Below are 26,933 nucleotides of genomic sequence, written 5' to 3' on the forward strand. Positions count from 1 at the left end.
GGCGGGCGTGCGTTCGGGAAGGGATGGCACCCGCTATAACGTGATCGGTTTGACGATGTCGGCGTAGCCAAGCAGCAGCGTCATCGCGATCAGGAGGATGAAGACGGTGTAGGTCAAGGGCAGCATGCGCGCGGTGTCGACCGGGCCCGGATCCGGCCGGCCGAAGGCGCGCGCGATGCGGCGCCGGGCGCCCTCATACAGCGCGCCCGCGATGTGGCCGCCGTCCAGTGGCAGCAGCGGGATGAGGTTGAAGGCGAACAGCGCGATGTTCAGCGAGGCAATGAGCGAGAGCAGCGACATGATCTTGTCAGTCCAGCCGGGACCTGTGCTAGTGCCGGCAGCGCCGCCCTCGCTCGGGGTGGCCGCGACCTCGCCGGCGAGGCGGCCCACGCCAATGATCGACATGACGCCGTCCTCACGTGGTTCGTCGGTCACGAGTGAGCGGGCCACGTCATACAGCCGCATCGGCAGCGCCCCGATGACCTTGAACGTCTCGGTGACGCCCTTGCTCGTCATCGCGACGACCTCGCCGAACGCTGCGGGCTTGCGTTCCTGGCCGGCGATCACGGTGATGACGGGCCGTTCGACGACTTCGCCATCGACGCGGGTGACGCTGCGCAGCTGGGGCGTGATGGGCGCGGTGTGCTCGACGCCGTCGGAGACGAAGGTGATCTCCGTCGGCTTCAGGTCGTTTTCCGCTACCGCGCGGGGCAGATCCTCCCAGGTGCGGATGGGCTTGCCCGCGAAGCCGGTGATGGTATCGCCGGGGCGCAATCCCGCGGCGTATGCGGCGCCGGGGCTATCGCACGGGTCGGACTCGGTGGCGCACGCGGGGACGTCGGCGAGCGTCGTCGAGGCGACGGGCAGCCCCCAGCCCATGAGGATTCCGGCGAGCAGCACGAACGCGATGATGAGGTTCATGACCGGGCCGGCGAGCATGACGATGATCTTCTTGGGCGTCGACAGCCGGTAAAAGGCGCGGTGCTCCTCCCCCGGATCGAGGTCCGAAAGGGCCTCTGCGCGGGCGGCACTCGCCAGGGAGCGGCGATCGGCGGGGACGTTGGCGAGCGCCTCGGCTGGCGGGTACATTCCGGCCAACCGCACATAGCCGCCGAGCGGAATCGCCTTGATGCCGTATTCGGTCTCGCCGCGTTTCGTCGACCACAGCGTCGGGCCGAAGCCCACGAAGTACTGCGGCACCTTCACGCCGAACTTCTTCGCCGGCCACATGTGGCCGACCTCGTGCAGCGCGATGGACACGAGGAGTCCAACGATCAGTAACCCGATACCGATCAGGTATGACACGCGCTCAACCTTTCGCTCGCTTCGCGCCGGGCCCAGGCATCGAGCTCGGCGAGGTCGTCGAGGCTTGGCGTCCTACCGGAATCCCACCGGTGGGCGGCCAGCACCTCGCTGACGGTATCAACGATCGCGAGGTAGGCGATGTTCCCGGAAAGGAACTGTGCGACGCACGCCTCATTGGCGGCGTTGAGCACGGCCGGGTGCGTGGGGGATGCGGCGACGGCGGCGCGCGCGAGTTCGGTCGCGGGGAAGGTTTCGGTGTCCACGGGCTCAAAGGTCCAGTTCGTTGGCGCATCCCACTGGCAGGCGGGCGCCGGGTAGGTGCGCTGCGGCCAGGTCAGGGCGAGCGCGATCGGCAGGCGCATGTTGGGCGGGGAGGTCTGGGCGATCGTCGAGCCGTCGACGAAGGTCACCATGGAGTGGACGATCGATTGCGGGTGGACGATGACGTCGATATTCGCGGCGTCGACGTCAAACAGGAGCTGGGCTTCGATGAGCTCCAGGCCCTTGTTCATGAGGGTGGAGGAGTTGATCGTCACGACGGGGCCCATGTCCCACGTGGGGTGGGCGAGCGCCTGCTCGGGGGTGACGTCGCCGAGCTCGGCGCGGGTCTTGCCGCGGAAGGGCCCGCCCGAGGCGGTCAGGACGAGGCGCGCGACGTTGGACTCGCCGTCGAGGTTCTCGCTGCACAGGCCCCGGTGGTGCGTGCCGGCGGCGAGCGCCTGGAACATCGCGGAGTGCTCGGAGTCGACGGGCACGATCTGGCCTGGGCGCGTCATGGCTTCGGCGACGAGGGCGCCGCCGACGACGAGCGACTCCTTGTTGGCAAGCGCGAGGCGGGCGCCGGTGGCAAGGGCCGACAGCGTGGCGGGCAGGCCGATCGAGCCCGTGATGCCGTTGAGCACGGTGTCCTCGCTTTGGGCGCGACCCGCGAGCTCGGCGGCGGCGGCCGCGCCGATGAGGATATCGGGAGCGGCGAAGGTACGGCCGGCGCCGGCCTCGGCCAGCCGCGAGCGCAGCTCAGCCTCGCCGCGCTCATCGGCGATCGCGATTACCTCAGGCGTGAATTCGGCCGTCTGGGCGACGAGCAGCTCAAGGTTCGCGCCGCCGGCGGCTAGGCCCGCAACGCTCATCTGCTCGGCGCGGGCGACATCCAGCGCCTGCGTGCCGATCGATCCCGTCGCCCCGAGGATGAAGAGGGCAGCCACTACTCGACCGCCAGCAGGACTTCGGCGACCCGATCGAGATAGGCGTCGACGACGTTCTCGCTGTAGGCCTTCGAGCCGCGGGCGGCGGGAAAGTCCGCGTGTCGAATGTCGTGGCTCGTGAGGTCAGCGCCGTCGTCGAAATAGGACACGAGCGTCTCCATCAGCTCATCGACGTCCTTTTTGGCATAGCCGCTGCCCTCGGCGTCGGCGAAGCGCTCCCCGGCGGGGCGCTGCAGGCGCGGGTAGAGCGTCTTGGCGAGCTCGGCAATGTGGTCCATCCAGGCATCCTGGCCGTTGGCGGCGATGAAGTCCGCGCGGCGGCGTTTGACGAAGGCGACCTCGAGGCGGTCCAGGGCCGCGTCGACGGCAGCGAACCGGTAGCCGCCGCGCACCTGTTCAAAGGCGATGTTGCGCACGTCCTGATCGCTCATCGAGCGCGTGCCAGCATCCGCCTCGTAGGAATCGCGAGCCCGGGTGAAGAATTCCTCGACCTGCTCGATGTCGTATCCCTCGCTGAAGCGAGACTCGCGCGGAAACATGTCCTTGCTCATGACTGTGCCCCTTTCAGCACCTCGGTCGCGAGCTGGCCGCACGCGCCGTCTATGTCGCTGCCTCGAGTATCTCGCACGCTCGTGTGAATTCCGGCCCAACGCAGCGTGTCGACGAAGGTCCGGGTCGCCTGCTCGCTCGCGGCCGTCCACATCGAGCCGGGCGTGGGGTTGAGCGGGATGGGGTTGACGTGCGCCCAGCCGTGGCCGCGCGCGTTGAGCTCATCGGCGAGCAATTGGGCGCGAAACGCCTGGTCGTTGATGTCCTTAATGAGGGCGTATTCGATCGAGACGCGGCGGCCCGTCGCGCGGAAATAGGCGCGCGCGGCATCGAGTAGCTCGCCGACTTTCCACCGTGAGTTCACGGGAATGAGGTTGTCGCGCAGCTCGTCGTCGGGTGCGTGCAGTGAGACGGCGAGCGTGACGGGGATGCCCTCGGCCGCGAGCTTATTGATAGCGGGCACGAGGCCGACGGTCGAGACGGTGACGTGGCGCGCGGACAGGCCAAAACCCTCGGGCGATTCATCCACGAGGCGGCGCACGGCGCCGATGACGGCGCGATAGTTCGCGAGCGGTTCGCCCATGCCCATGAAGACGATGTTCGACATGCGGGCCGGACCCGTTGCGAGCGCGCCGTTTCGGCTCATTGCCGCCGCGATCCGCACCTGCTCGATGATTTCGGCGGTTGATAGGTTGCGCGTCAGGCCCATCTGGCCGGTGGCGCAAAACGGGCAGGCCATGCCGCAGCCGGCCTGCGAGGAGATGCACAGCGTCGTGCGATTCTCATAGCCCATGAGGACGGATTCGACGCGCACCCCGTCGAAGAGCTGCCACAGCGATTTGATGGTGGCGCCACCGTCGGCGGTGATATCGGTGACCTTGCTGACGAGTTCGGGCAGCAGCAGCGAGGTGAGCGATTCGCGCTGGCTCGCGGGAATGTCGGTCATGTCGCCCGGCTCGCGCGTGAAGTGCGTGAAGTAGTGGCGCGAGAGCTGATCGGCGCGGAAGGCGGGCAGCCCGGCTCCGCTCACGAGTTCGCGGCGTTCGGCGCGCGTGAGGTCCGCTAGGTGCTTGGGCGGTTTGCCGCGACGCGGCGCGGTGAAGGTCAGCGGCAGGCGCAGGGCCGGGTCGAGCGACTCAACGGGCGCGCCGGTCGGTTCGGATGTCATGCGACGGCCTCCAAGACGAGGTAGATCACGGGTACGGTCACGAGCAGGGAGTCGAGGCGATCCATGATGCCGCCGTGCCCGGGCAGGATCGTGCCCATGTCTTTCAGGCCGAGGTCGCGTTTGATGAGCGATTCGGCGAGATCGCCGACGGTTCCCGTCAACACCCCGAGCACGCCGAGCAGCACGCCGGTCCACCACGGCAGGCCGAGCGCAAAGTGCGCGCAGACAATGGCGATCGCCGTGGCAAGCGTGATTGAGCCGGCAAACCCCTCCCAGGACTTCTTCGGCGAGATCGACGGACTCATCGGGTGCTTGCCAAACAGCACGCCCGCGACATAGCCGCCGGTATCTGAGGCGACGACGATCGCGACGAAGGTCAGCACCGCCCACGCGCCGTCGGGCCGCCGCGCCAAAAGGACGGCGAAGGAGGCCAAAAAAGGCAGATAGGCCGCGACGAACATCGCCGTGGAGGCATCGCGCACGGCTGCCAGTCCCCCACCTTCGACGACGCGCCAGACGAAGACCGCGCCGCAGGTCAGGGCGAAGGCCATGAGCAGCGCCGATGGGCCGCCGACCCACGCGGAGATCATCATGCCGGCGCCGCCCACCCACAGTGGTTCGAGCGGGATGCGAATGTTGGACAGGCGCACGGCGCGCGCGAGTTCCCACATGCCCGCGCCGATGACGAGGGCGACGAGGCCGACGAAGATACGGATGTCGTAGAGCAGCGAGGCGACGAGCACCAGCGCGAGGCCGATGCCGACGCCGATGGCGGCGGTTAGATCGCGACCGGCCCGGCCGTGGGTCGTCGGCGGATCCGTTGGGGTGGGCGGGGCGGGCTCAACGAGCGCGCTTGACGCCCGACGTCGAGCCTCCCGCAGCCGGTCGAGGACCTCGCGAGTATCGGATTCTTCGCTATGGCGCACTTAGATTTCGAGGAGGTCGGTTTCCTTGGCGTCCAGCAGCTCGTCGATGAGCTCGACGTACTTCTTGGTCAGCCCTTCCAGCTCCTTTTCGCCGCGTTCGACGGCGTCTTCACCTTCGTCGCCGTCCTTCTTCAGCTTGTTCAGGGCGTCCATCGCCTTGCGGCGTTCGTGGCGCACGGAGATGCGGGCGTCCTCGGCCTTCGTCTTGGCGAGCTTGACGTACTCCTTGCGGCGCTCTTCGGTCAGGATCGGCAGCGCGACGCGGATGTGCTGGCCGTCGTCCGTGGGGTTGACGCCCAGGTCTGATTCGCGCAGCGCCCGCACGATGGCGTCGGTGGCGCCGCGGTCGTAGGGGTTGATGAGGACCATGCGGGCCTCGGGAATCGTCAGGCCCGCGAGCTGCTGCAGCGGGGTCGGCGCGCCGTAGTAGTCCACCAGGATCGATTCGAACATGGCGGCGTTGGCGCGGCCGGTGCGGATATTGCCGAACTCTTCGCGCGTGAAGTCCACGGCCTTGCCCATCTGCTCCTCGGCTTCGAGGAGAATATCGTCGATCACTTGTGCTCCTTACAGGGGGTATCTCGCTACCGGCGGCGCCGCTAGGAGGCGCTAACCAATGTTCCTATTGTGTCACCTCGAAGCGCCCGCGCGACATTGCCGGGCTCGCTCATGCCGAACACGCGCATGTTCAGGCCGTTGTCCATGCACAGCGAGAAGGCCGTCGCGTCGACGACCTTCAGCCCCTTGGCAAGGGCGTCGTGGTAGGTGACGAAATCGAGTTTTTCTGCGTTCGGGTCGACCTTCGGGTCGGCCGTGTAGACGCCGTCGACGCCAGATTTGCCGACGAGCAGCTCATCGCAGTTCGTCTCCAGGGCGCGCTGCGCGGAGACGGTATCCGTCGAGAAATAGGGCATGCCGGCGCCGGCGCCGAAGACGACGACGCGGCCCTTTTCCATGTGGCGAATGGCGCGCAGCGGAATGTAGGGCTCGGCGACCTGGCCCATGGTGATGGCGGTTTGCACGCGGGTGCGGGTGCCGGCCTGCTCGATGGCGTCTTGCAGCGCGAGTGCGTTGATGACGGTGCCGAGCATGCCCATGTAGTCCGCGCGGGCGCGGTCAAAGCCGCGGCTGGACAGTTCGGCGCCGCGGAAGAAGTTGCCGCCGCCAACGACGCAGGCGACCTGGACGCCTTCGGTGACGGCGTCGTGAATTTGGGAGGCAATGAGGTTCAGGACGTCGATGTCCAATCCGAGAGTGCCGCCGCCGAAGACTTCGCCGGAGAGTTTGAGCAGGACACGACGGGGCTTTTCGGACATCATTCCTCGTTTGCAGGTGGTGGGTGGTGGTTACGGGCCGGCCCCGCCTCGCGCAGTGCGAAGCGGGGCCGGGGCGACATTAGGCGCCGACGCGGAAGCGAGCGAAGCCGGTGATGGTGCCGCCGGTGGCGGACACGATCTGGCCGACGGTCTGCTTCGGATCGCGGGCGAAGGCCTGGTCCAGCAGGCAGTTCTCCTTGAAGAAGCCGTTCATGCGGCCTTCCACGATCTTCGGCAGCGCCTGCTCGGGCTTGCCTTCGTTCTTCGCGGTTTCCTCGGCGATACGACGCTCGTCCTCGACAGTTTCGGTGGGAACCTCGTCGCGGGACAGGAAGTTCGGCGAGTAAGCCGCGATGTGCATCGCGACGTCGCGGGCAACCTCGGCGCCAGCGGCGTCGGAGGCGACGAGCACGCCAACCTGCGGCGGCAGGTCCTTGGCGGTGCGGTGCAGGTAGACCTCGACGTTCTCGCCGGTGACCGACGCGATGCGGCGGATGACGATCTTCTCACCGAGCGGCGCGGTGGCGTCGGTGAAGGTCTGGCCGAAGTCGGAGTTCAGCAGCTCTTCCGGCGTCGCAATGCCGTGCTCGGCCGCGTATGCGACGGCCTTGTCGGCGATCTCGATGAACGGGCCGGACTTGGCAACGAAGTCGGTCTCGCAGTTGATCTCGATCATCGTGCCGACCTGACCGCCGTCGCCGGGGCGCACGTCGGTGGCAATGATGCCCTCGGAGGTGGAACGGCCCTCGCGCTTGGCGATGCCCTTCAGCCCCTTGACACGGATGATCTCGTGAGCTTTTTCGGCATCGCCGTCAGCCTCGTCGAGAGCCTTCTTCACGTCGAGCATGCCGGCGCCGGTCTTTTCGCGCAGCGCCTTGATGTCAGCAGCGGTGTAGTTAGCCATGGATGGTTCTCCTTAGGCGTTGTCGGTGGTCTCGGACTTGTCGCCTTCGACGACGGTCTCCGAGGTGGTCTCCTGGTCCACGTCACCGGCCGGGGTCGACTCGGGAGTGGCGGTCTCGACTGCGGACTCTTCCGTCGTCGAGGCTTGGGCCTGCTCGGCCGCTTCGGCCGACTCGTCGGCCTCGGTGGCGGTCTTGTCCTCGCCGGAGCCTTCGAGCATCTCGCGCTCCCACTCGGCCAGTGCTTCGCCCTCGCCGGCTTCGCCGGTGGAGCCGCCGTGGCGGGTCACGAGGCCTTCGGCAGCGGCATCGGCGATGACGCGGGTGAGCACGGCGACGGAGCGGATCGCGTCGTCGTTGCCCGGGATGCCGTAGTCGACCTCGTCGGGATCACAGTTGGTGTCGAGGATCGCGACGATCGGAATGTTGAGCTTCTTGGCCTCAGCGACGGCGAGGTGTTCCTTGTTGGTGTCCACGATCCACACGGCCGAGGGGACCTTGGCCATGTCGCGGATGCCGCCGAGGGTGCGCGAGAGCTTGTCCTTCTCGCGGGACTGCATGAGCAGTTCCTTCTTCGTCAGGCCGGAGCCGGCAACGTCATCGAAGTCGACCTGCTCAAGTTCCTTCAGGCGCTGCAGGCGCTTGTGGACGGTGCCGAAGTTGGTGAGCATGCCACCGAGCCAGCGCTGGTTGACGAACGGCATGCCCACGCGCTGGGCCTGCTCGGCCACGGCTTCCTGGGCCTGCTTCTTGGTGCCAACGAACAGAATGGTGCCGCCGTGGGCGACGGTTTCCTTAACAAAGTCGTAGGCGCGATCAATGTCGGTCAGCGACTGCTGCAGATCGATGATGTAGATGCCATTGCGTTCCGTGAGGATGAAACGCTTCATCTTGGGGTTCCAGCGACGGGTCTGGTGTCCGAAGTGGACGCCGGACTCCAGCAGCTGGCGCATGGTTACGACGGCCATGACGCTTCCTTCCCGCAGACGGTTGCCTGCGATATTTCGGGCAGCGTAGCTACCCTGATTTCGGTTGATAGTCCTAGTGCGCGGTTCGCCGGGCGCCCCAGGGGGACCGATGCCGGGCGAGGTTTTCCACGCACGCGATAGTCAACGAGCAGAAGAGTTTCCACACGTTGCCACGCGTGAGTTTACCTGATTGCGCGGCGTCGAGCCACGACGAGTGCGCCGATCCTGCGGCGAGGTTGCCCACATGCGGCGGCTGTCGCAATCCACATGGTGGCCGGGGGCGCCTGGCCTAGCGATGCGACGATGACGAAACTCATGGAGTGCCATGTCGCGGTGCACGGTGGGGCCATGAATCGACGAGTACGTGCGGCAGGGCTTTTGGCGATCACCATGGTGGTGCTGCTGTTTTCCCCGGGCGCTGCAGCCACGCGGACACCGGAGCCGAGCGATCTTGACTTCGACTGGCCGACCGGAGGGCCTGTAGCGGTGCTGCGCGCCTTCGATCTGCCCACCCAGCGCTGGCAGAGCGGACACCGCGGTGTTGATCTGGAGGCTGGAGTGGGCTCGCCTGTTCGAGCTGCGGGGGCGGGCCGGGTCGCCTTCGCGGGCAAGGTCGGCGGCAAGCCCGTCGTGGCGCTGGAACACGCGGGCGGGCTGCGCACGACGTACGAGCCCGTTCAGGCCCTCGTGAGCGTAGGGGACGTCGTCGCCCGCGGCGAAGTGATCGGCGAGCTACTGTCCGGCCACTGCGAGGGCGCTTCCTGCCTGCATTGGGGCGCGAAATACGGCACCGGGCGATCCGAGCAATACATCGACCCGCTGCTGCTGCTCCAGCCGCTGCGCTACCGGCTCGTGCCTGATCGCGACTAAGCGCGGGGATGGGCCTGCTCGAACGCGGCTCGGAGCTTATCTTTCGTCACGTGGGTGTAGCGCTGCGTCGTTGAGAGCGAGGAGTGGCCCAGTAGCTCTTGGACCGTGCGCAGGTCTGCTCCCCCGTCGAGGACGTGGGTTGCGGCCGAGTGCCGCAGGCCGTGCGGCGCAATATCGCGCACGCCAGCGCGGGTGGCGAGGCGATGCAACGCCGCTCGAATGGTTCGCGGGTCAAGGCGCCCGCCACGTGCACCGACGAAGAGCGTCGTGGCATCGTTCGAAGCGATGTCCGCTCGGACGGCAAGCCAGCGGTCGATCGCTTGTAGCGCGGGTCGTCCGATCGGCACCGTGCGGGTCTTGCGGCCTTTACCGGTGACGGTGACAACGAGCCGGGACCGGTCGATTGCATGCAGTGGCAACTCGGCCGCTTCACTGACGCGCATTCCCGCCGCATAGATGAGCTCAAAGATCGCGGCGTCCCGGATCTTTATGGGATCGTCATCGGATGCTTCCTCGTTGGCGAGTGCGAGCAGCGTCGAGACTTCGTCTTCTCGAAGGACCGTCGGCAACCGGGAGTCACGTTTGGGAGCGACGAGACGGAGCGCCGGGTTCGATTCGATGAGCGAGACATTGGCGGCCCAGGAGAAGAACTGCTTTATGGCGGAGGTGCGGCGCGCTAGCGATGCGCGTGACTCCCCCTCTGCGGCAAGTGTCGCGAGCCAGCCGCGCAGCGTCGTGAGGGTGAAGGCGAAGGGTTCGAGCGATTCGGGGGACGAATCCTTCAGTGCTGCCGCCGTCGTGGAATCCGGCGCCGCAAATATCAGGAGCGAGCGCACATCGGAGAGGTAGGCGCGCACGGTGTTCTCGCTGACGTCGCGCTCATAGCGCAAGAAGTCAGCGTAGCGAGAAAGGACCGGGGCCATGCCCTCAATCGTGCCACGGCCTCCTCACGAACGTCGGAATGCATGGCCCACCTGTTCGACTTTTCCGGTCAGCGTCAGCATGCCGAGGGCCGCGCGAGCGTCCTCGATGGACAGCGCACTTTCTTCGGCAACGCGGGTGAGCTCGTAGCTGCCGCGGGGCGGGAGTACATCGAGCACCTTGGCCTCGTGGGGCTCGAGTCCATCGAGGAGGCCAGCTTGCTCGGATACCTTCGTGGCATCGTGGGTGCCGATCGGTGCGATGAGCTCGCGGACCTCGTCGGCATCGGTCACGAGCACCGCCAGCTGGGAGCGAATCGCCTCGTGGCAGCCGGCGCTCGCCATATCGGTGACCGGGCCAGGAATGGCCGCGACGTGGCGTCCAAGTTCGCTAGCGTCGCGAGCTGTGCGCAGGGCGCCGCTACGCAATGCCGCCTGCACGACGATCGTGACCGCCCCGAGGGCGGCGATGAGGCGATTGCGTTCCAGGAACCGGAACCGCGAGGGCGCGCGGCCGGGCGGGTGTTCACTGATGATCAGCCCGCGGCTTTCGATTGCTTCCAGCAGGGATGTATGCGCTGCCGGATAGAACCTGTCGGGACCTCCCGCAAGGATCGCGACGGTAGGGCCATCGACGGCGAGCGCGCCGCGGTGCGCAGCCCCATCGATCCCGAAGGCGCCTCCGGAGACGATCGTGTGGCCAAGAGTTGCCAGGTGCGAGGCGAGCTCCGTTGCCATGTGCAGCCCGTACGTGGTGGCGGCGCGCGCTCCAACGATCGAGACGTGCGGCGCCGCGCTCATGAGCGTCGCGAGGTTCTTGCCGCGAACCCACAGCGCAAACGGGGCGCGGTCGCCCAGGTCAGCAAAGGGTCTCGGCCAGGCATCATCGTCGGGCGTGAGCAGGAAGCCGCCGTAGCTCAGGTGGCGGTCAACAAGTTCGTCGAGATGGAGAGCCGCGATGCGCGGCGCCCAGCGTTGCACCGCTTTGCCGGGAATGGCGTTCTCGGTGCTGCCCGCGATCGCGCTGCCCACGAGGTTGAGTGCCTCAATGGGTCCGTGCCGGGCGATGAGGCGGTGGGCATCACCGTCGCCGCTTTCGGTCAGCGCCGACCATGCGGCATAGGCCATTCGGACGGGGTGGGAATAGTTACGCCACGTGAGCATGGTCGTCTCCGATACGAAGCAGTAGGGCCGTTGAAATGTCATCGCGCGTGGGCGCTGCCCCGCGCAGATCCGCCAGGGTGAGCGCGAGGCGAAGGATACGATCAAGCCCGCGCAACGTGATGTGGCCGCGCGCGAGATACGGATCGAGCATTGTGCGAGTCGAGGCGGGAAACGGAGAGTCGGCACCCCGCAGGATCTTCGCTGGCACATGAGCGTTCAGCGAGAACGGGTAGTCGCGCCACCGCTCGGCCTGCCGGTTCCTAGCATTGGCGACGCGCTGCGCGATCATGACGCTTGTTTCGGTGCCTGCGACGGGGCGGGACGTCGAGGGTGCCATGACGTAGCTGCGAATATCGATGCGATCGAGCAGTGGGCCCGACAGCGCCTCGAGGTAGCGACGCTTCTGCAGTGGCGTGCACCGGCAGCGAGCACCCTTGCCATGGCCGTTGCCACACGGGCACGGGTTCGCCGCCAAGACGAGTTGGAAGCGCGCCGGGTAGGTCGCCACCGATTGCGAGCGGTGGATCGATATCTCGCCCGATTCGAGCGGCTGACGCAGAAGCTGAAGATTGGCGGCACCGAACTCGGGGGCTTCGTCGAGGAACAGGACCCCGCCGTGCGCCTGGGAGATCGCGCCGGGGCGCGCGATGCGGGCTCCCCCGCCAACGAGCGAGGCCCGCGAGGCGGAGTGGTGGGGCGCCACAAACGGCGGCGTTCGGACGAGTTCGGTGCCGCTGAACGTCCCCAGCACGGAATGCACTGAGGAGACCGCGACAGCGACGTCGTCGTCAAGGGGCGGCAGGATCGTCGGGAGCCGGGAGGCGAGCATCGTCTTGCCGGTGCCGGGCGGGCCCATGAGGAGGACGTGGTGACCACCCGCCGCGGCGACTTCGAGGGCGTGTTTGGCATCGTCTTGACCGGTGACGTCAGAAAAGTCCAGTGCCGCGGCGGGCGGATCGTCGGCAGGGATAGCCAGCTGGCTGATCACCGGCATGGGCGTCACGGTGCACTCGAGCGCGTAGTGGTGCAGCAGGTGGGACAGGTGATCGAAGGCGAGCACATCCATTTCGGGTACGAGCCTGGCCTCGGCCTCATTCGCGCGGCTCGTCACGACCGCGCGGTAGCCGGCTGCCTTGGCGGCTTGCACTGCTGGCAGGACGCCACGCACCGGCAGGATCGCGCCATCGAGGCCGAGTTCGCCGATGTGGACGACGTCGGTAATGGAGGGCCGATAGGCGGCAGGTTCGTTCGCAACGAGCACGGCGATCGCGATCGCGAGGTCGAACCCGGATCCGGTCTTCGGCAGCGAGGCGGGCTGCAGGTTCACGGTGATGCGCTGCGGTGGCAGGATGCGTCCGCAGGATTCGATCGCTGCACGCACCCGATCCTTCGCCTCGGCAAGCGATGCGTCGGGCAGCCCGACGAGGGTGAAGCGCGGGATGTGTGTCGCGAGGTGCGCCTCGACCGTCACGACATCGCCGACGAGGCCGCTCAGGCTGACAGCGAGCGTGCGGGCGAGCTTCACCGGTCCGCTCCTTCCAGGTGCCACACCTGGGGTGTGGTGCCGGAGGCGTCAACGCAAATGAGGTCCAGCCGAACCGGGTGCGGTCCGCCCTTTTCCCGTCGCCAATAGCCCGCGACCTGACGCATTCGCGCGATTTTGGCGCGCGTGATTGATTCAGCCGGGTGGCCGTAAGCAAAGGTTGATCGCGTCTTGACTTCGACGAGGCAGATCGGGCCGCCGCTGGCTTTCGCGACGATATCGACTTCCCCGGCAGCGCATCGCCAGTTGCGATCGATGATCTGATAGCCGTGGGAGACGAGGTAGGCGGCGGCGGTGTCCTCGCCGTAGGTTCCGAGGCGTTGATTGTGGGTGCTCATGGAGCACAGCCCACCAGGCATTGCGCCTCAGCTGGCAACGCGGTGTGTCCTCAGCCGGCCTTTGCGCACCAATCGCGCGCTTGTGGATAGTGCCGGCGAGCTAGATCGTCATGTCGGGTTTGGTGAGCTCTTCGATGTTGACGTCCTTGAACGTCACAATGTTGACCTTCGCAACGAAGCGGGCCGACCGGTACACGTCCCACACCCAGACGTCGGTCAACGTGAGTTCGAAGAAAACCTCGCCCCCCGCGCTGCGTGGCTTGAGCTCGACCTCGTTGGCGAGGTAGAACCGTCGCTCAGTTTCCACGACATAGCTAAACAGGGAGACAACATCGCGGTATTCGCGGTAGAGATCAAGCTCGAGCTCGGTCTCGTAATTTTCCAGATCATCGGCACTCACTCTGCCATCATGCCGCGTTGACTGCCCGCGCGCAGTCGTTTGTCTGGCGCTGTTCGCCACCGGGTGAACACCCGCGCCGCGTTAGGGGGTTGGCAGCAGGCGCCACCTGCGCCGATGAAAATCGCTCGGCCCGAGCCGCTGCAGTGCCTCCCGGTGCACCGCGGCGGCATAGCCCTTGTGCGCGGCAAAGCCGTAGCCCGGGTCGGGGTATTCCACCATGATCCGATCACGCTCGACTTTGGCGAGCACCGATGCAGCCGCGACGACGGCGCACTGCTGATCGGCCTTGACCTGCATCGTCACGGGTGCATGGCACCAGGCATGCGTCTCAGTGGGCGTGAAGAGATCGAGCGTCGGCACGAGCCAGTTGTGGCTCCCATCCAAAATGATGGCGCAGGCGGCGGCACACGCATCTTCCCCACCGAGGCCTTGGGCGGCGACGGCGAGCGCCCGCAGCGCGGCAAGCCTGAGTGCCGCGATGATCCCGACGGCATCGATCTCGGCCGGCGAGGCATGCCCGACGGCTCGCGCTGCACCCCACGAGGCGAGCTCTGCCACCATCGCCTCCCGGCGGGTGGGGGTCAGCAACTTGGAGTCGGTTAGCCCTTCCGGCGGGCGTCTCGTGTCAGCGTCGACGACGCACACGCCGACGCTTACCGGCCCGGCGAGCGCGCCCCGCCCGACCTCATCGATCCCGATCACCCAGCGTGCACCCGCCAGGAGCTCGGTTTCCAGGTCGCGCGTCGCGCTACGGAGCTGGGACATTGTCAAAGGCCTTGGATCCATGGCCGAGCGACGTCCAGTGGTCGTAGGGCCACATGATGACAAACGCGCGGCCGAGCACGTGATCGAGGGAGACGAAGCCGCCCCCTGGCAGCCCGATGTGTGCGCGTGAATCACGTGAATTGGAGCGGTTATCGCCCATCAGCCAGACGCTGCCGTCGGGGACCTTGACGGAGAACTCGATATCCGAGGGGCTCACGCCGGGTTTGAGATAGGGCTCATCGATGCTCTCGCCATTGACCTTGATCCGGCCCTGCGCATCGCAACACTCCACGGTGTCACCCGGCAGCCCGATGACGCGCTTGATGAGGTGTTCGCCCGCATCGGCAGGCAGGATGCCAATCGCGGTCAAGGCATCTTTGCCGAAGCGTTTGATCGCCGACGGCTCTTCCATCATCGGTGGCAGCCAGCCGCCCGGATCTTTAAAGACGACGACGTCGCCCCGGGAGATATCGTCGCTTCCCACGGCCTTGTTCACAAGGATCCGGTCGCCGATCCGCAGCGTGTCTTGCATCGAGGCGCTGGGGATAAAGAAGGCCTGGACGAGGAAGGTCTTGACGAGGAAGGACAGCACGAGCGCGATGACGACGATCAGCGCGGTTTCCTTGAGCCACGTGCCGAAGCCCTCTTGCGCGATCGCGCGCGGAGAGAGGTGCTTGGCGGGCTTTTTCGGTTCGATACTGGGCGGCATCGTATCTTCCGTCTCGCCACGCGGTCGGATGGTCCTCCGCGTAATGCGAGGTTCAGATGCCATGGAGTCCTCTTTCGGAAAACGTCAGTTACTGACCTTACTGCATTCTCGCACGAGTAAAGACATCGGCCCGGCAGGTGCTGCCGGGCCGAAGCTGAGGTGTGAAAAACGACTTAGCGCTTTTCCTTGATCTTGGCGGACTTGCCGTGACGATCGCGCAGGTAGTAGAGCTTGGCGCGGCGCACGGCGCCACGGGCCACGACCTCGATGTGGTCGATCGTCGGAGCGTGCAGCGGGAACGTACGCTCAACTCCAACACCAAAGCTCACCTTGCGGACGGTGAACGTCTCGCGAACACCGCCACCCTGACGGGCCAGGACGGTGCCCTGGAAGACCTGGATACGCGAACGGCTACCTTCGATAACCTTCACGTGGACCTTGACGGTGTCGCCGGCACGGAAATCCGGCACGTCGTCGCGCATCGACTTCTTGTCGAGGGCATCCAGCTTCTGCATGATTGTTCTCTTCCCGCTCGCGCCACAGGTCGCGCGCGCATATCGGGGCAACGGTTGTTGCCGGGTGGTTTGTGGTGTGCCACCGAACTTCGACCGCCCCCTGTGGCAGGTGGCCGCGCGAGGCACATGACCGCACTAGTCTGCCACAGGCCTCGCGTATTTTGCCAGCTTCGGAACTGTGATGATGACATCGTCTTGGGGCTCGCCTCCGACATCGAACGTCCGAGATCCGGTGACTTTCCAACCGCAGCGCTCATAGAACGTGATGGCGCGAACATTGGAGCGATTGGTTCCGAGCCACAGCCCGCGCACCGTCGGGCTCGCGCTCGCGACATCGCGCATGACGCGATCCATCAAGGCGCGCGCTAGACCCGTGCCGCGGGCGGCACGATCGACGTAGAACTTAGAGACTTCGGCAATCCGCCCCTTCGGCAGGCGGTGACGGACCTCGCGCGCGCCCTCTTCGTCTTCTGGGCGCAGCCCGAAGATGACCATGCAGTAGGCATGCAGCTGGCCGCCGGCGCTGGCGAGCCAGATTCGTCGCTGTGGGTCGGCCAGGTAGTGCGCGAACTTTTCTGGCGTCAAGTACGTCTCGATGAACTCCGCGATCGCTTGCGGGCCGAGCTCCGGTGGGCAGGCGTCCGGGAACGTACGGCGAGCAAGCTCCGCGACGGCCACCGCGTCCGCCGTCGTCGCCTCGCGAATCTCACACGGCAGGACCTCTCCCCCAAGGACAACGAAGCCGGCGCGCACGAGCGTGAGCCGATCGGCCATCGACAGGGGCTCGTCGCGCTCGATCAGCATGTCTGGCCGACGCTGCGCGGTACGCAGGAGCGCTTGCGCTCGCCGCCACTGCCGGATCTTTGCATGGTCGCCGCTGAGCAGGACCTCGGGGATGTCCTCGCCGCGCCAACTCACGGGGCGGGTGTAGACGGGGTATTCGAGCAGGCCGGCAGCACCGTGGGACTCTTCCACCAGGGATTCTGGGTTGCCGACGACGCCGGGCGCTAGCCGACCAATCGCCTCAATCGCGACGAGAGCCGCGACCTCGCCCCCGTTTAAGACGTAGTCACCGATCGAAAACTCGACGACGCGCACCCGCTGCCCGTAGGACTGCGCGACGCGTGCATCGATGCCTTCGTAACGTCCGCAGGCGAACACGAGATGGTTCTCGCGCGCGAGGTCCTCGGCCAGGCGCTGGTCGAAAACCTCGCCAGCAGGCGTGGGCACGAGCAAGACCGCGTCGTCGGTCAGTACCTCATCGAGCGCCTGCCCCCACACGTCCGGGCGCATGACCATCCCCGCGCCGCCGCCGGCCGGGGTGTCGTCGACGGTGCGGTGCTTATCGCTCGTCCAGCCGCGCAGGTCGTGGACCGCGAGCTCGATCAGTCCCCGCTGGCGGGCCTTGCCAATGAGGGAGAGATCCAGCGCCGCGAGATAGTCGGGAAAGATCGTGACGACGTCGATCTTCACGGCCGGACTTCTTCCGCGTCATCATCAAACAAGCCCCCGGGCGGATCGACGACGACGCCGCTCTGCGTTACCTCGGGCACCAGTTCGCTGACGAAGGGGACCATGACCTCGCCGCGGGCGGTCTCAACGATGATGAGGTCGTGGCCCGGCATCGCTTGGATCCGTTTGACCGAGCCGAGTTCGCGGCCGGCCGTATCAACCACCGGCAGCCCGAGCAGTTCGTGATGGAAAAACTCGTCCTCGTAGGCGTCTTCGTCATCGGTTTCGATGTACAGCCGGACATCGCGCAGCGCCTCGGCCGCCGTGCGGTCCTCGTGCCCCTCAAAGGCCACCTGCCACGACTTGCCGTCGCTGCGCACATCCGCGACGGTCAGTTCGCCCTCATCGGTGAGCAGGAGCGCGCCGGGAACGAACCGCGCTGCGGGATCATCGGTCGCGACCTTCAGCCGCACGTGGCCTTTAAGCCCGACGGCCGAGGCGATCGTTGCTACGGCAAGACGCATGATGGTCCTTTCAGATATGACAAACCCGGCCCATGTGGGCCGGGCGTGTCAGCTAGTTAGCGGCGGTCGGTATCGACGACGTCAATGCGGACCTGATCCTCTGACAGCGAACCGACGACGGTACGCAGCGCCTTCGCGGTGCGTCCGGAGCGTCCGATCACGCGGCCGAGGTCTTCCGGGTTGACGTGCACTTCGAGGAGTTCTCCTCGACGCAGCCGCCGGGTGTTGACCCGGACATCGTCCGGGTTGTCGACGATTCCGCGAACCAGGTGGTCCAGTGCTTCAGCCAGCATGATTACTCAGCGGACTCAGGCGAGTCAGCGGACTCAGGCGAGTCAGCGGACTCCGGGGAGTCAGCAGACTCGGCGGAATCGGCGGACTCAGCGGAGGCGGCTTCTTCTTCAGCCTTCTTGGCGGAGGCAGCAGCCTTACGCTTCTCGGCTTCTTCCTCGGCGGCCTTGATGGCGGCGCGAGTTTCTTCCTCGCTGACGTCCTCAGCGGTCCGGACCTTGCTTTCGGTGTCCTTCTCGCCCTTGAACTTCTGCCAGTCGCCGGTGAGCTTCAGCAGCTTCTCGACCTGGTCCGTCGGCTGCGCACCAACGGAAAGCCAGTACTGCGCGCGCTCCGAATCGATCTCGATGACGGAAGGCTCGCGGGTCGGGTGGTACTTGCCGATCTCTTCGATCGCACGGCCATCACGCTTGGTGCGCGAATCCATGACGACGACGCGGTAGAACGGCGCACGGATCTTGCCCATGCGCTTCAAACGAATCTTGACTGCCACTTGTGTGGTCAACTCCTGATAAATATCGGGGTGGACGCGCGCCCCTGCTGGTGGGTCACAGCAGCGGTGGTTGTCCTGGACACGTCCTCGCACGGTGAGAGGGGCCGTACGGGCCGGGTACAGCAGATCATTGTGCCACGAAATGCGGGCCGACGGCTAGCACGACGATGCCGGGCGAAAGGTGATACGCCTAACGCCCGGCACTCGCGACATCCCAGGGCTAGTTGCCGGGCACGTCAAATGCCCACATCACTCCGAACTTGTCGAAGACCTGACCGTAGGTATCACCCCACGGCGCCTTCTCGAAGGGCATGTTGATCTCGCCGCCCGCAGCGACGAGCGCATCGATCAGCTTCTGCGCTTTGGCGACATCGTCGAGTTCGTACATGAGGGAGTAGCTGCTGCCTTTGACGACGTATTCCTCCCCCGGCATTCCGTCACTGCCCGTGATCGTTCCACCCGGCAGGTCGAGTTGGGCGTGCGCGACGGCATTTGGATCGGGTTCGAAGGGCATGCCCTCCATTAGCGGCATATCGGCGTAGGTGATGAGGGTGAGGTCTCCGCCGAAGACCTCCTGATAGTGCGTGAACGCTTCCTTGGCGCTGCCCGGGAAGGCGATGTAGGTCGAGAGCTGGGCCATGATGGACCTCCTGAACGTGTGGTGGTCCTTCGAACCTAGGGCGTGCCCGGGCCGTCCGCTTGTCCCGAGTTGCTCACCTCGAGATCGAGCTGGCCTTTGGCCGCTTGCGCGAATAATCGCGGCAGGTTCAAGGTGATCGGCGGATCCTCGGCGATGCGCTCACGCAGCTCAAGGTCAACCGTCGCTCGTTCGGTCAGCGGGAACTGGACCGGCACTCGGCGCAGTTGGCGACGATTTCCCGCCATCTGGAAGTAGGCCCGCACATCGGATCTGCGCGGCACCTCGACGACCATGACGTAGTAGCTGCCTGCGGGAATCGCATCGACGTTGTATGTGTTCGTACCGAGCAACGCGATGCCTAACGTTGGCTCGTCGCGCACCAGCGGATCAGGATTCAGGGCGACGAAGAGCGCGCTGCCCGGCTGCGCGCCGCTGACCTGAACCGTCAGCGGATGGGCCGAGCGGTGTTCGCCCGCCACGAATCGCCGGTGAAGCACCACCAGCGGCGCATCCCGGTTCTGCTGGCGCATAAGGAAAGCCGCAAGCGACTGCATCTGTTTGCGATACTCTGCGGGCGCCATGCCGGTGTGACGACGAAATGCGCGATGAAAACTCGAGGGCGAATCGTGCCCCGCATCAATCTGCGAGCGCGTGACGTTATGCCCGTCGACGAGCCCATCGATACTCCGCTCCACCCGCGCCGCCGCGAGAAAATCACGCAACGGAAAGCCGAGGTGCTTTTTCAGCAGACGGGACAGGTGGAAGCGCGAGAAATGCGCCTGCGCGGCCAGCTCATCGAGAGAATCAATCTCCCCGCGACGCGCAGCATCGAGCAACCGGGCGACGTCGTCGCGGGCCGGCTCCTCGGCGGGGGTGCCTGTGGGCGCCATGCGCTCATTATGCCCCTGCCCTAGCGGTGGCGGGTCAACCTCGTTGACAACTCGGGCACCACCACACCCAGCGCAGCTTCAGCGGCCGACCATCGCGCTCCAGCACCTCACCGCTCGGACCCAGCGCCAGGACCGAATCATCATGCTCCGCGACGAGGATGCACTTTCCGCAGCGACGACACGGCCGGCCACCGCGCACATAGACCCATAGCGAGTCACGGCCGCGCGCCGCAAGCCCCGTGGTGGAGCGCGGCAGCCTGAACTTATTGAGGTCGAGCAAGCGATGGGCCGTGCGCACTGCCTCCTCGACCTTCTCCGCGGCGACATCCCCGACGCGCACACCGTGGCGCAGCCCGATGAGGAACATCGTCTCGTTGCGGTAAATATTTCCGATGCCCGCCAGATTTCGCTGATCCATCAATGCCGACGACACACTGCGCGCCGGCCGTGCCAGGATTCGCTCGACGCTGGCTTCGACGTCGAGCTCAGAAAAACGTGGGTTGAGCAGGTCCGGGCCGAGATGGCCGATGAGCGAGGCCTCATCGCGCGTTGGCACGAGTTCGAATCCCTGGACGTCTTCCGCATAGGCGCGCACCCGTGCGCTTTCGAGCATTGCGCGCACCCGAAAATCTCGCGGGCGCGGCCAACTCGCCTCCTGGAAGCGCCACATCCCATCCATCATCAAGTGGGAATGGAGCGTGAAGTCCCGCGTCGGCCTGGCCCCTTTCGACGACACCTCCGCGGGTGCGCGCAGCCGAATCAGGAGGTGTTTGCCGACGGGAATGGCCTCGCGCACGAGCCAGCCGGAAAGGTCCGTCGTCGCGAGCTGCGGGACGCGAAACTCGCTGCGCACCACGATGTCACCCGCGAGCAGCTGGTGCAGGCGCGCCGCGGTCTGTAAGACGGTATCTCCCTCGGGCATCATTCACGCCCGCAGGCGCATTCCCTTCGGCGTCGCGGTAAAGCCCGCCTGCGCGAGCGAGGCCTTAACCTCCTCCGGAAGGGGGTGGCGCGCGTGAATCGAAAGTCCCGCGACCGTCTCAATCGTGACCCGCGACAGGGCTCCGGCAGCGACGACGGACGCGATCGCAGGCCCAACATCAGCGAGCGACGCCTCGTCATCGCGAAAGACGAGGAGCGATTTGCCGCCGCGTTCGACGTAGGCTAGCAGGTCCCCCTCGCGTAGCAGCACGACGCCACCGGCTCGGCGCGCGGGACGGTGGCGCGCGGCGTCCTCGTCGAGGCTGATCGCTTCGGGCCATGCGAGGGCCGCGCCGTAGGCATTGGCCGGATCGGAGGCCGCGAGCGCGAGCACTCGAGGCCCCGCATCCTCACTGCCGGCCTGCGCCGAATCCGCCGCCCGCGCTTCCGCGTCATCGAGTTCACGAGCCACCTCGCGCAGCAGATCCACTGTGCTGGCCGCGGCGAACTGGGCACCGCCTAGGTGGGAGATGAAGTGGCCCCGCCGCACCGCACCCGCATCCTCCATCGCCGCAAGGACTCGGTAGAGCGCTGCAAAACCACCCGGCACGTCCTCGCGGATAAGCGATCCGCGTGTCACGACGCCGTGCCGGTCGAGCATGAGCTCGGCGGTCGCGGCCGCGCGGATGGCGGGTTCGAGTTCGCCGCGCCGCACGAGCGACCAGCGCCCGGCCGCCCGCTCGGAGGCGACCGTCATCGCACCGCGCACCGCCACAGTCGTGAGGCTCCCGCGCCCCAGCCGCGCGGGTCGCAGCCGCCCCGCACCACGCCGCAGTGAATTGCGCGCCACGGGTGCCGGCGCCTTCGCTTTGTGTGCTCCGCCGCGCCGCAGCAGCGAGCGAATTGGCGCTAGCGAATCGTTCGTCACGTGCCCCGCGAAAAACAACTCCCACAGCGCCTCGGTGATCTCCTCGCCGCTCGCCGCCACGCCCGCCTCCGCAAGCGCCGCCGCAATCTCGGCGTGCCGAAAACCGCCGCCGCCCGCCAACACCTCGGCGATGGCCTGCTGAACGCCGGGTGCCACGGCCGTATTCGGCTCCGTCAGCGTGAGATCGGCGGCCTCGGCCAGGTGAAACGCGATCCACGCATCATCGCCGCCGAGCCGCCCCGCCCCGGTGACGAGCACCTCGCCAGAGCTGAGCGCAGCATCGAGCAGATGCGGCGCATAATCGGCGACGCGCGCCGGCAGCACGAGCGACTCCCACGCCGAGGCGGGCAGCGCCACGCCCGCGAGCTGATCGATCGCGGTCAGCAGTGCGTCGGTACCAGAGCCCGGCGCAGCGAGGTGGTGCCACATCGGCAAGAACTTGGCGTAGGCCCGCTGCGAGGTGGGCTCGACCTCGGCTCGCAGCGCCGCAAGACACCGTCGCCGGATCGTCTGCAGCACCCGCGCATCGACCCACTCCGTCCCGCTCACCCCGGGCGTAAATTCGCCATCGGTCACGCGCGCGGCGTCCTTCAAATCCATGAGCGCATGTTCCACGACGCCGACGGCGAGCCCCAGATCCGCGGCGGCCCGCTCGAGCGTGAACGGCCCGTGCGTTCTCGCATATCGTCCGACGACGCCCCGCAGCGGCGCCACGGCCGGCTCGAGGAACGTGCGCGCGATCCCCTGCGGGAGCACAACCCCATACACGTCCCGAAGTTGCGCGGCATCCTCGATCGCGACGACGACCTCCTGGCCCGCCAGCCGCACGGCCACGGCGCGCCCGGCCGCCACCAGCTCCTCGATCCAGGCCCGTACTGCCACCCGCGCGGTATCTCCCGACGGAACCTCGTCGCCTCCGCTCGCTGCGCCGGCCCCCTCCCAAGTAAGCCGTGCGGCGATCGCGTCCGCCGATAGCGGCCCTAGTAACCGCAGCAGGTCGGCGACGGACTCGGCGCTTGCCGGCAACCGCCGCTGCTCGCTCAGCCGCTGCAGATCGGCCGCGACCTGCGCGATGACGTCCGCGTCGAACAGCTCGCGCAGCCGCGCCCGCCCCAGCAGATCGTCGAGCAGCGAAGGATCGAGCGCAAGCACGGCCGCTTTCCGTTCGGCAAGCGGCTGATCGCCCTCGTACAAAAACTGCCCGACGTAAGAGAACAGCAGCGATTGCGCAAACGGTGAGGCGACGCGCGTTTCGACCTCCAGGAGGGAAACCTCCCGCGCCGCAATGCGCGTGAGCAACCGCGCCAGCGCCCCGACGTCGTACACGTCGTGCAGGCATTCGCGCAGCGTCTCAAAAATGATCGGAAAATCGCTGTGTTGACGCGCCACATCAAGCAGTTGGGCGCCGCGCCGACGCTGGGCCCACAGCGGCGACCGCTTGCCCGGATAGCGCCTCGGCAGCAGCAGCGCGCGCGCCGCGCACTCCCGAAATCGCGACGCAAACAGCGCTGATCCGCCGAGCCTGCGCACGACGATGTCCTCGATCTCATCGGCGTCAAAGGTCACAAGCGAGGCGATCTGCGGCGGCTCGTCAGTGCGCGGCAGCCGCATGACGATCCCGTCGTCGCTGGCCTGCACATCGCCGGCGGTGCCGTAGCGTTCCTCGACGCGCTCCCCGATCGCGAGCGCCCACGGCGCATGCACCTTCAGCCCGTAGGGCGAGAGCAGCACAATCCGCCAATCGCCCAGTTCGTCCTCAAAGCGTTCGATGACGAGCGCCCGATCCGAGGGCAGCACGCCCGTCGCGGCCTTTTGCTCCGCGATATACGACGCGAGATTCTGCCGCGCGTACTCATCCAGATCCGCCAGCCCCAACGCCGCACCAGTCTCCCCGCCGACGTCGCGGCGCGAGGGAGAGATGCGCGCCCCGAGCTCGCGCACGAACTGCCCGACGGCCTCCCCGAGTTCGGCGCCGCGGCCACCGCCCTCGCCGTGCCAGAACGGCACCTTGCCCGGCAGCCCCGGCGCTGGGATGACGCTCACGCGGTCATGAGTGATCTCGGTGATTCGCCAACTGCTTGCCCCGAGCGCAATGACGTCCCCCGCGCGCGACTCATAGACCATCTCCTCATCGAGTTCGCCCACGCGCATGGGCGCGCGCCGCGCCCCGGCACCGCTTCCCGCTCCGGCCCCGGCCACCGTGCCACCAACGACGGTCCCGGCCTCTGCCTCCGCAGCCTCGGTGCCGGGCCCCGCGAGGTAGACGGGGAAGAGCCCCCGGTCGGGAATCGTGCCACCGCTCGTGACGGCGAGCCGCTGCGCCCCGGGCCGCCCGCTCAGCACCCCGGCCGTTCGATCCCACACGAGGCGCGGCCGCAATTCCGCGAAATCGTCGCTCGGATACCGCCCCGCGAGCATGTCGAGCGTCGCCTCGTAAAGGCTGCGTGGCAGCGTCGCGAACGGCAACGTCGTGCGCAGCAACGCAAACCACTCCTCGACGTCCAGGTCGTCCATCGCGGCGGCGGCCACCGTCTGCTGTGCCAAAATGTCGAGCGGATTGGCGGGCGGCGCGAGCGCCTCAATGAGCCCGGCACGCATCCGACGAACGATGACGGCGCTTCCGACGACGTCGGCGCGATGCGTCGGAAAGAACACGCCGCGGCTGATCTCGCCGACTTGATGCCCCGCGCGCCCGACGCGCTGCAGTCCCGACGCAACCGACGGCGGCGTCGCCACCTGAATGACGAGGTCGACGTCCCCCATATCGATGCCGAGCTCTAGCGAACTCGTCGCGACGACGCATCTCAGTTCACCGGATTTGAGCGCATCCTCGATTGTCGCGCGCTGCTCCTTGGACACCGAGCCGTGGTGCGCCCGCGCGTATTCCTCGCCGCCATCGGCGACGGCGGCCTCGTTGAGCCGCGCCGTGAGCCGCTCGGCCTGCCCGCGCGAGTTCGTAAACACGATGGTCGACGTGTGCGCGGCGACGAGCTGGGCGATCTCGGCCTCAATGTGCGGCCACAGCGAAGGCCCACGCTCCCCGATTCCTCCCGCCTCAGCATCCTCCGCCTCGACGCTCCCTCGTCCGCCCGCCTCGACCTCAGCATCTCCAGCCCGCGCGTCCGACTCGTGCCCAACGCCCGCGAGCCGCGGATCGACGAGCTCCTGGAGCCGCGGCGTCACGTTCCGCCTCTGCTCCGCACCTGCCGCTTGCCCCGGGATCCCGGCCAGATCGGTCATGTCCGGAGCCGGCACCCGCACCGAAAGCTCGAGGTCCCGCCGCGCCTGCGGGTCCACGACGGTGACCGGCTGCGCGCCACCAAGGAACCGCGCCACGGTCTCGACGGGCCGCACGGTCGCCGATAGCCCAATACGTTGCGGCCGCCGCCCCCTCTCCGACAGCCGAGCCGCCTCATCCGCGCCTCGCTGCAACGCGTCGAGCCGCGCCAACGACACCGCTAAGTGCGACCCCCGCTTCGTGCCGGCCACCGCATGAATCTCGTCGATGATCACGGTGTGGACGTCCCGCAGCGTCTCGCGCGCGGCACTTGTCAGCAGCAGATACAGCGACTCGGGCGTCGTAATGAGAATGTCCGGCGGCTGCGAGACCTGCCGCCGCCGCTCGGCCGCAGGCGTATCCCCCGTCCGCACCCCGACCCGCACCTCGCGCGTCGCCTGCCCGAGCTGCGCCGCACTGCGCGCAATCCCGACGAGCGGCGAGCGCAAATTCCGCTCAATATCCGTCCCGAGCGCTTTGAGCGGCGAAATATAGACGACGCCGACGCCACGTCCACGCTCTGCCCCGTCCGAGTCCTGCTCCGCGGCGGCGCCTCGCCCACCCGCCGCGCCGCTGCCACCGTTCGGCGCGAGCGTCTGATCGAGCGCATACAAGAACGCGGCGAGCGTCTTACCGGAACCCGTAGGAGCGACGACGAGGGTGTCCTCACCGCGAGTGATCGCCTGCCACGCCCCAGCCTGCGCCGCCGTTGGCGCAGAAAAAACGGCCTCAAACCAGTGGCGCGTTGCCGCACTAAAACCCGCGAGCGCCTCATCCGTCATGACGACACCCTATCCCCGGGACGCCGGCCCTCGCGCGCCCGCGCACCCGCACATGCACCCGCACCCGCCCGAACCTGCGCCCCGCTCTTGGCCGCCCCATCCCCGACGACATGGGTTTCGCCCCGGGCTGCCGGGCGGACATTGTCCTTATCGACGCGATGAATCCGCTCGACGCGCTCGTGCGCACGCTGCCCCGCGAGGCGGTCATCGGCGCTGGCCTCCTGTTGTATTCCCGCACCTAGGAGTTATCCACAGCAAGCGCTAACCCCCTCGACAGGTGCGCCGCGAGCCCGCATGCTGGCGTACATGTCTGCTGTTGCACCGATCACCTACGCGGAGTTCACCGCCGCCCGCGAGCTGCTCGCCCGCGCCGCGAGCGCCGGCATCGCGATGCAATCCAAGCAGACCAAACTTGCCCTCACACGCGAGATCCTTGCCCTTGAGCGCAGCGTCGCTACTGCAAAACTGCGGATCCTCGCCGCCGCCGACGCTGCCAAGGCTGCGCGCAGCGAGGGCCACGACGTCGCCGACGTCCTCGCCGAATTCGAACACCTGCCAACGCGCGAATGCGAGGGGATCGTCCTTGGCGCACACCGCTCGCTGCGCCATCCCGAGCTCTTGGAGGCCTACCGCAGCGGCCGCATCAGCCGCGCAAACCGCGTCACCGCCGAGTTCACGATCGACCACCTGCGTCCCCTCATCGCCGACGCCACCGAACTCGCGAGCATCCAAACGGCACTTATCGCCGACGCGCAGCGCCTCACCCCCACCTACTTCCAGCGCCACGCTGAGGCACTGAAGCATCGCTACGACGGCGAAGCGGCGAAGCGATCGAAGGTTGAGCGCGCCAAACGCGCCCGCGCCGCCCACGAACGCCGCGGCGTGCGAATGAGCCAGCACGGGCCGGCCTTCCGGCTGGGGCTCGACCACACGGCCGCGGCCGGTGACATCATCACCGAGGCCCTGGGCCGCCGCGCCCGCACCACCCGCGCCGCGCGCCTGAACGCCCGCACCCCCGGGGCTGCGGTACCGCTGCGTCAGCGCCTGGCGGACGCGCTCCTTGAGCTGTGCCGGGAGGACAACGCCCGCTACCCGTCGGCGCGCGAACTCCTGTCCGACCCCACCCCCAACACCACCTCCCCGCCGTACTCCACCGGCGAGACCGGTCGCGT

28 protein-coding genes are annotated in these 26,933 nt (G+C 67.2%); 3 read left to right on the forward strand and 25 right to left on the reverse strand.

The window, feature by feature from the left end; genetic code table 11:
- Nucleotides 1–33: 33 nt before the first annotated feature.
- The 9 genes from MUN85_RS04955 to rpsB all read right to left on the reverse strand — a co-directional run bounded on the left by MUN85_RS04955 (nucleotide 34) and on the right by rpsB (nucleotide 8,339).
- Nucleotides 34–1,305, reverse strand: a complete 1,272-nt coding sequence (locus tag MUN85_RS04955; RefSeq protein WP_250505651.1) for a M50 family metallopeptidase — start codon at nucleotides 1,303–1,305, stop codon at nucleotides 34–36.
- Nucleotides 1,293–2,510: a 1-deoxy-D-xylulose-5-phosphate reductoisomerase gene (gene dxr, locus MUN85_RS04960; protein WP_250505652.1), complete on the reverse strand. Its 1,218-nt coding sequence runs from the start codon at nucleotides 2,508–2,510 to the stop codon at nucleotides 1,293–1,295. The genes MUN85_RS04955 and dxr overlap by 13 nt, the downstream gene beginning before the upstream one ends.
- The gene (locus tag MUN85_RS04965; RefSeq protein ID WP_250505653.1) at nucleotides 2,510–3,061 is read right to left on the reverse strand and encodes a DivIVA domain-containing protein; all 552 of its coding nucleotides are present in this window, start codon (nucleotides 3,059–3,061) and stop codon (nucleotides 2,510–2,512) included. The genes dxr and MUN85_RS04965 overlap by 1 nt, the downstream gene beginning before the upstream one ends.
- Entirely contained in the window at nucleotides 3,058–4,227 is a 1,170-nt protein-coding gene (gene rlmN, locus MUN85_RS04970; protein WP_250505654.1) for a dual-specificity RNA methyltransferase RlmN, read from the reverse strand. The genes MUN85_RS04965 and rlmN overlap by 4 nt, the downstream gene beginning before the upstream one ends.
- On the reverse strand, nucleotides 4,224–5,153 hold the full coding sequence (locus MUN85_RS04975; RefSeq protein WP_250505655.1) for a phosphatidate cytidylyltransferase: 930 nt from the start codon (nucleotides 5,151–5,153) through the stop codon (nucleotides 4,224–4,226). Before MUN85_RS04975 ends, rlmN begins: the two co-directional genes overlap by 4 nt.
- Nucleotides 5,154–5,711 carry a ribosome recycling factor gene (frr, locus tag MUN85_RS04980; protein WP_250505656.1) on the reverse strand — a complete coding sequence of 186 codons (558 nt, stop codon included), beginning with the start codon at nucleotides 5,709–5,711 and terminating at the stop codon, nucleotides 5,154–5,156.
- A gap of 41 nt (nucleotides 5,712–5,752) precedes the next feature.
- On the reverse strand, nucleotides 5,753–6,472 hold the full coding sequence (pyrH, locus tag MUN85_RS04985) for a UMP kinase (protein ID WP_250505657.1): 720 nt from the start codon (nucleotides 6,470–6,472) through the stop codon (nucleotides 5,753–5,755).
- Between the two features lie 76 nt (nucleotides 6,473–6,548).
- Nucleotides 6,549–7,373, reverse strand: coding sequence for a translation elongation factor Ts (tsf, locus tag MUN85_RS04990; protein ID WP_250505658.1), 825 nt, complete (start codon nucleotides 7,371–7,373; stop codon nucleotides 6,549–6,551).
- Between the two features lie 12 nt (nucleotides 7,374–7,385).
- Entirely contained in the window at nucleotides 7,386–8,339 is a 954-nt protein-coding gene (gene rpsB, locus MUN85_RS04995) for a 30S ribosomal protein S2 (protein ID WP_250505659.1), read from the reverse strand.
- 348 nt (nucleotides 8,340–8,687) lie between these two features.
- Between rpsB and MUN85_RS05000 the strand changes: the two genes are divergently transcribed.
- Complete coding sequence (locus MUN85_RS05000) at nucleotides 8,688–9,209, forward strand: M23 family metallopeptidase (RefSeq protein WP_250505660.1); 522 nt, start codon at nucleotides 8,688–8,690, stop codon at nucleotides 9,207–9,209.
- Here the strand turns inward: MUN85_RS05000 and MUN85_RS05005 are convergent.
- The 16 genes from MUN85_RS05005 to MUN85_RS05080 form a co-directional block, all read right to left on the reverse strand.
- Complete coding sequence (locus MUN85_RS05005; protein WP_250505661.1) at nucleotides 9,206–10,132, reverse strand: tyrosine recombinase XerC; 927 nt, start codon at nucleotides 10,130–10,132, stop codon at nucleotides 9,206–9,208. The genes MUN85_RS05000 and MUN85_RS05005 overlap by 4 nt on opposite strands.
- A gap of 24 nt (nucleotides 10,133–10,156) precedes the next feature.
- Nucleotides 10,157–11,293 carry a DNA-processing protein DprA gene (dprA, locus tag MUN85_RS05010; protein ID WP_250505662.1) on the reverse strand — a complete coding sequence of 379 codons (1,137 nt, stop codon included), beginning with the start codon at nucleotides 11,291–11,293 and terminating at the stop codon, nucleotides 10,157–10,159.
- Nucleotides 11,277–12,818 (reverse strand): YifB family Mg chelatase-like AAA ATPase, encoded by a 1,542-nt coding sequence (locus MUN85_RS05015; protein ID WP_250505663.1) that lies wholly within the window; start codon nucleotides 12,816–12,818, stop codon nucleotides 11,277–11,279. Before MUN85_RS05015 ends, dprA begins: the two co-directional genes overlap by 17 nt.
- Nucleotides 12,815–13,174 carry a YraN family protein gene (locus tag MUN85_RS05020; protein WP_092565630.1) on the reverse strand — a complete coding sequence of 120 codons (360 nt, stop codon included), beginning with the start codon at nucleotides 13,172–13,174 and terminating at the stop codon, nucleotides 12,815–12,817. The genes MUN85_RS05015 and MUN85_RS05020 overlap by 4 nt, the downstream gene beginning before the upstream one ends.
- Nucleotides 13,175–13,274: 100 nt before the next feature.
- A complete protein-coding gene (locus MUN85_RS05025) occupies nucleotides 13,275–13,574 on the reverse strand; it encodes a DUF2469 domain-containing protein (protein ID WP_250505664.1) in 300 nt (99 codons plus the stop codon).
- Nucleotides 13,575–13,655: 81 nt separating this feature from the next.
- On the reverse strand, nucleotides 13,656–14,339 hold the full coding sequence (gene rnhB / locus MUN85_RS05030) for a ribonuclease HII (protein WP_250505665.1): 684 nt from the start codon (nucleotides 14,337–14,339) through the stop codon (nucleotides 13,656–13,658).
- Nucleotides 14,323–15,111, reverse strand: coding sequence for a signal peptidase I (lepB, locus tag MUN85_RS05035; protein ID WP_250505666.1), 789 nt, complete (start codon nucleotides 15,109–15,111; stop codon nucleotides 14,323–14,325). Before lepB ends, rnhB begins: the two co-directional genes overlap by 17 nt.
- Nucleotides 15,112–15,221: 110 nt before the next feature.
- Entirely contained in the window at nucleotides 15,222–15,563 is a 342-nt protein-coding gene (gene rplS / locus MUN85_RS05040) for a 50S ribosomal protein L19 (RefSeq protein ID WP_092565622.1), read from the reverse strand.
- A 135-nt stretch (nucleotides 15,564–15,698) separates the two neighbouring features.
- Nucleotides 15,699–17,036 carry a tRNA (guanosine(37)-N1)-methyltransferase TrmD gene (trmD, locus tag MUN85_RS05045; RefSeq protein ID WP_250505667.1) on the reverse strand — a complete coding sequence of 446 codons (1,338 nt, stop codon included), beginning with the start codon at nucleotides 17,034–17,036 and terminating at the stop codon, nucleotides 15,699–15,701.
- Nucleotides 17,033–17,539: a ribosome maturation factor RimM gene (gene rimM, locus MUN85_RS05050; protein WP_250505668.1), complete on the reverse strand. Its 507-nt coding sequence runs from the start codon at nucleotides 17,537–17,539 to the stop codon at nucleotides 17,033–17,035. The genes trmD and rimM overlap by 4 nt, the downstream gene beginning before the upstream one ends.
- A gap of 56 nt (nucleotides 17,540–17,595) precedes the next feature.
- Nucleotides 17,596–17,832 carry an RNA-binding protein gene (locus tag MUN85_RS05055; RefSeq protein ID WP_250505669.1) on the reverse strand — a complete coding sequence of 79 codons (237 nt, stop codon included), beginning with the start codon at nucleotides 17,830–17,832 and terminating at the stop codon, nucleotides 17,596–17,598.
- 2 nt (nucleotides 17,833–17,834) lie between these two features.
- Complete coding sequence (gene rpsP / locus MUN85_RS05060; RefSeq protein WP_250505670.1) at nucleotides 17,835–18,323, reverse strand: 30S ribosomal protein S16; 489 nt, start codon at nucleotides 18,321–18,323, stop codon at nucleotides 17,835–17,837.
- A gap of 220 nt (nucleotides 18,324–18,543) precedes the next feature.
- Nucleotides 18,544–18,963 (reverse strand): VOC family protein, encoded by a 420-nt coding sequence (locus MUN85_RS05065; RefSeq protein WP_250505671.1) that lies wholly within the window; start codon nucleotides 18,961–18,963, stop codon nucleotides 18,544–18,546.
- Nucleotides 18,964–18,998: 35 nt separating this feature from the next.
- Complete coding sequence (locus MUN85_RS05070; RefSeq protein WP_250505672.1) at nucleotides 18,999–19,853, reverse strand: helix-turn-helix domain-containing protein; 855 nt, start codon at nucleotides 19,851–19,853, stop codon at nucleotides 18,999–19,001.
- A gap of 34 nt (nucleotides 19,854–19,887) precedes the next feature.
- Nucleotides 19,888–20,775, reverse strand: coding sequence for a DNA-formamidopyrimidine glycosylase family protein (locus MUN85_RS05075; RefSeq protein WP_250505673.1), 888 nt, complete (start codon nucleotides 20,773–20,775; stop codon nucleotides 19,888–19,890).
- A gap of 3 nt (nucleotides 20,776–20,778) precedes the next feature.
- Nucleotides 20,779–25,761 (reverse strand): Lhr family helicase, encoded by a 4,983-nt coding sequence (locus MUN85_RS05080; RefSeq protein WP_250505674.1) that lies wholly within the window; start codon nucleotides 25,759–25,761, stop codon nucleotides 20,779–20,781.
- 110 nt (nucleotides 25,762–25,871) lie between these two features.
- Here MUN85_RS05080 and MUN85_RS12680 point away from each other — a divergent pair, with 110 nt between their 5' ends.
- Together MUN85_RS12680 and MUN85_RS05085 are read left to right on the forward strand one after the other, a co-directional pair.
- The gene (locus MUN85_RS12680; RefSeq protein WP_284500918.1) at nucleotides 25,872–26,003 is read left to right on the forward strand and encodes a hypothetical protein; all 132 of its coding nucleotides are present in this window, start codon (nucleotides 25,872–25,874) and stop codon (nucleotides 26,001–26,003) included.
- Between the two features lie 64 nt (nucleotides 26,004–26,067).
- On the forward strand, nucleotides 26,068–26,933 hold an 866-nt coding region (locus MUN85_RS05085; RefSeq protein ID WP_250505675.1), incomplete at its 3' end, for a hypothetical protein.

The organism is Bowdeniella massiliensis, assembly GCF_023634005.1.
GTDB lineage: Bacteria > Actinomycetota > Actinomycetes > Actinomycetales > Actinomycetaceae > Bowdeniella > Bowdeniella massiliensis.

Bases quoted from the DNA above. Each gene is read 5' to 3' on its own strand.
- MUN85_RS04965 (WP_250505653.1), bottom strand. From the start codon at position 3,061: ATGAGCAAGGACATGTTTCCGCGCGAGTCTCGCTTCAGCGAGGGATAC.
- rlmN (WP_250505654.1), bottom strand. From the start codon at position 4,227: ATGACATCCGAACCGACCGGCGCGCCCGTTGAGTCGCTCGACCCGGCC.
- pyrH (WP_250505657.1), bottom strand. From the start codon at position 6,472: ATGATGTCCGAAAAGCCCCGTCGTGTCCTGCTCAAACTCTCCGGCGAA.
- tsf (WP_250505658.1), bottom strand. From the start codon at position 7,373: ATGGCTAACTACACCGCTGCTGACATCAAGGCGCTGCGCGAAAAGACC.
- rpsB (WP_250505659.1), bottom strand. From the start codon at position 8,339: ATGGCCGTCGTAACCATGCGCCAGCTGCTGGAGTCCGGCGTCCACTTC.
- MUN85_RS05000 (WP_250505660.1), top strand. From the start codon at position 8,688: ATGAATCGACGAGTACGTGCGGCAGGGCTTTTGGCGATCACCATGGTG.
- MUN85_RS05005 (WP_250505661.1), bottom strand. From the start codon at position 10,132: ATGGCCCCGGTCCTTTCTCGCTACGCTGACTTCTTGCGCTATGAGCGC.
- dprA (WP_250505662.1), bottom strand. From the start codon at position 11,293: ATGCTCACGTGGCGTAACTATTCCCACCCCGTCCGAATGGCCTATGCC.
- MUN85_RS05020 (WP_092565630.1), bottom strand. From the start codon at position 13,174: ATGAGCACCCACAATCAACGCCTCGGAACCTACGGCGAGGACACCGCC.
- rnhB (WP_250505665.1), bottom strand. From the start codon at position 14,339: ATGTCCCAGCTCCGTAGCGCGACGCGCGACCTGGAAACCGAGCTCCTG.
- lepB (WP_250505666.1), bottom strand. From the start codon at position 15,111: ATGGCATCTGAACCTCGCATTACGCGGAGGACCATCCGACCGCGTGGC.
- rplS (WP_092565622.1), bottom strand. From the start codon at position 15,563: ATGCAGAAGCTGGATGCCCTCGACAAGAAGTCGATGCGCGACGACGTG.
- rimM (WP_250505668.1), bottom strand. From the start codon at position 17,539: ATGCGTCTTGCCGTAGCAACGATCGCCTCGGCCGTCGGGCTTAAAGGC.
- MUN85_RS05055 (WP_250505669.1), bottom strand. From the start codon at position 17,832: ATGCTGGCTGAAGCACTGGACCACCTGGTTCGCGGAATCGTCGACAAC.
- MUN85_RS05065 (WP_250505671.1), bottom strand. From the start codon at position 18,963: ATGGCCCAGCTCTCGACCTACATCGCCTTCCCGGGCAGCGCCAAGGAA.
- MUN85_RS05070 (WP_250505672.1), bottom strand. From the start codon at position 19,853: ATGGCGCCCACAGGCACCCCCGCCGAGGAGCCGGCCCGCGACGACGTC.
- MUN85_RS05075 (WP_250505673.1), bottom strand. From the start codon at position 20,775: ATGCCCGAGGGAGATACCGTCTTACAGACCGCGGCGCGCCTGCACCAG.
- MUN85_RS05080 (WP_250505674.1), bottom strand. From the start codon at position 25,761: ATGACGGATGAGGCGCTCGCGGGTTTTAGTGCGGCAACGCGCCACTGG.
- MUN85_RS12680 (WP_284500918.1), top strand. From the start codon at position 25,872: ATGGGTTTCGCCCCGGGCTGCCGGGCGGACATTGTCCTTATCGACGCG.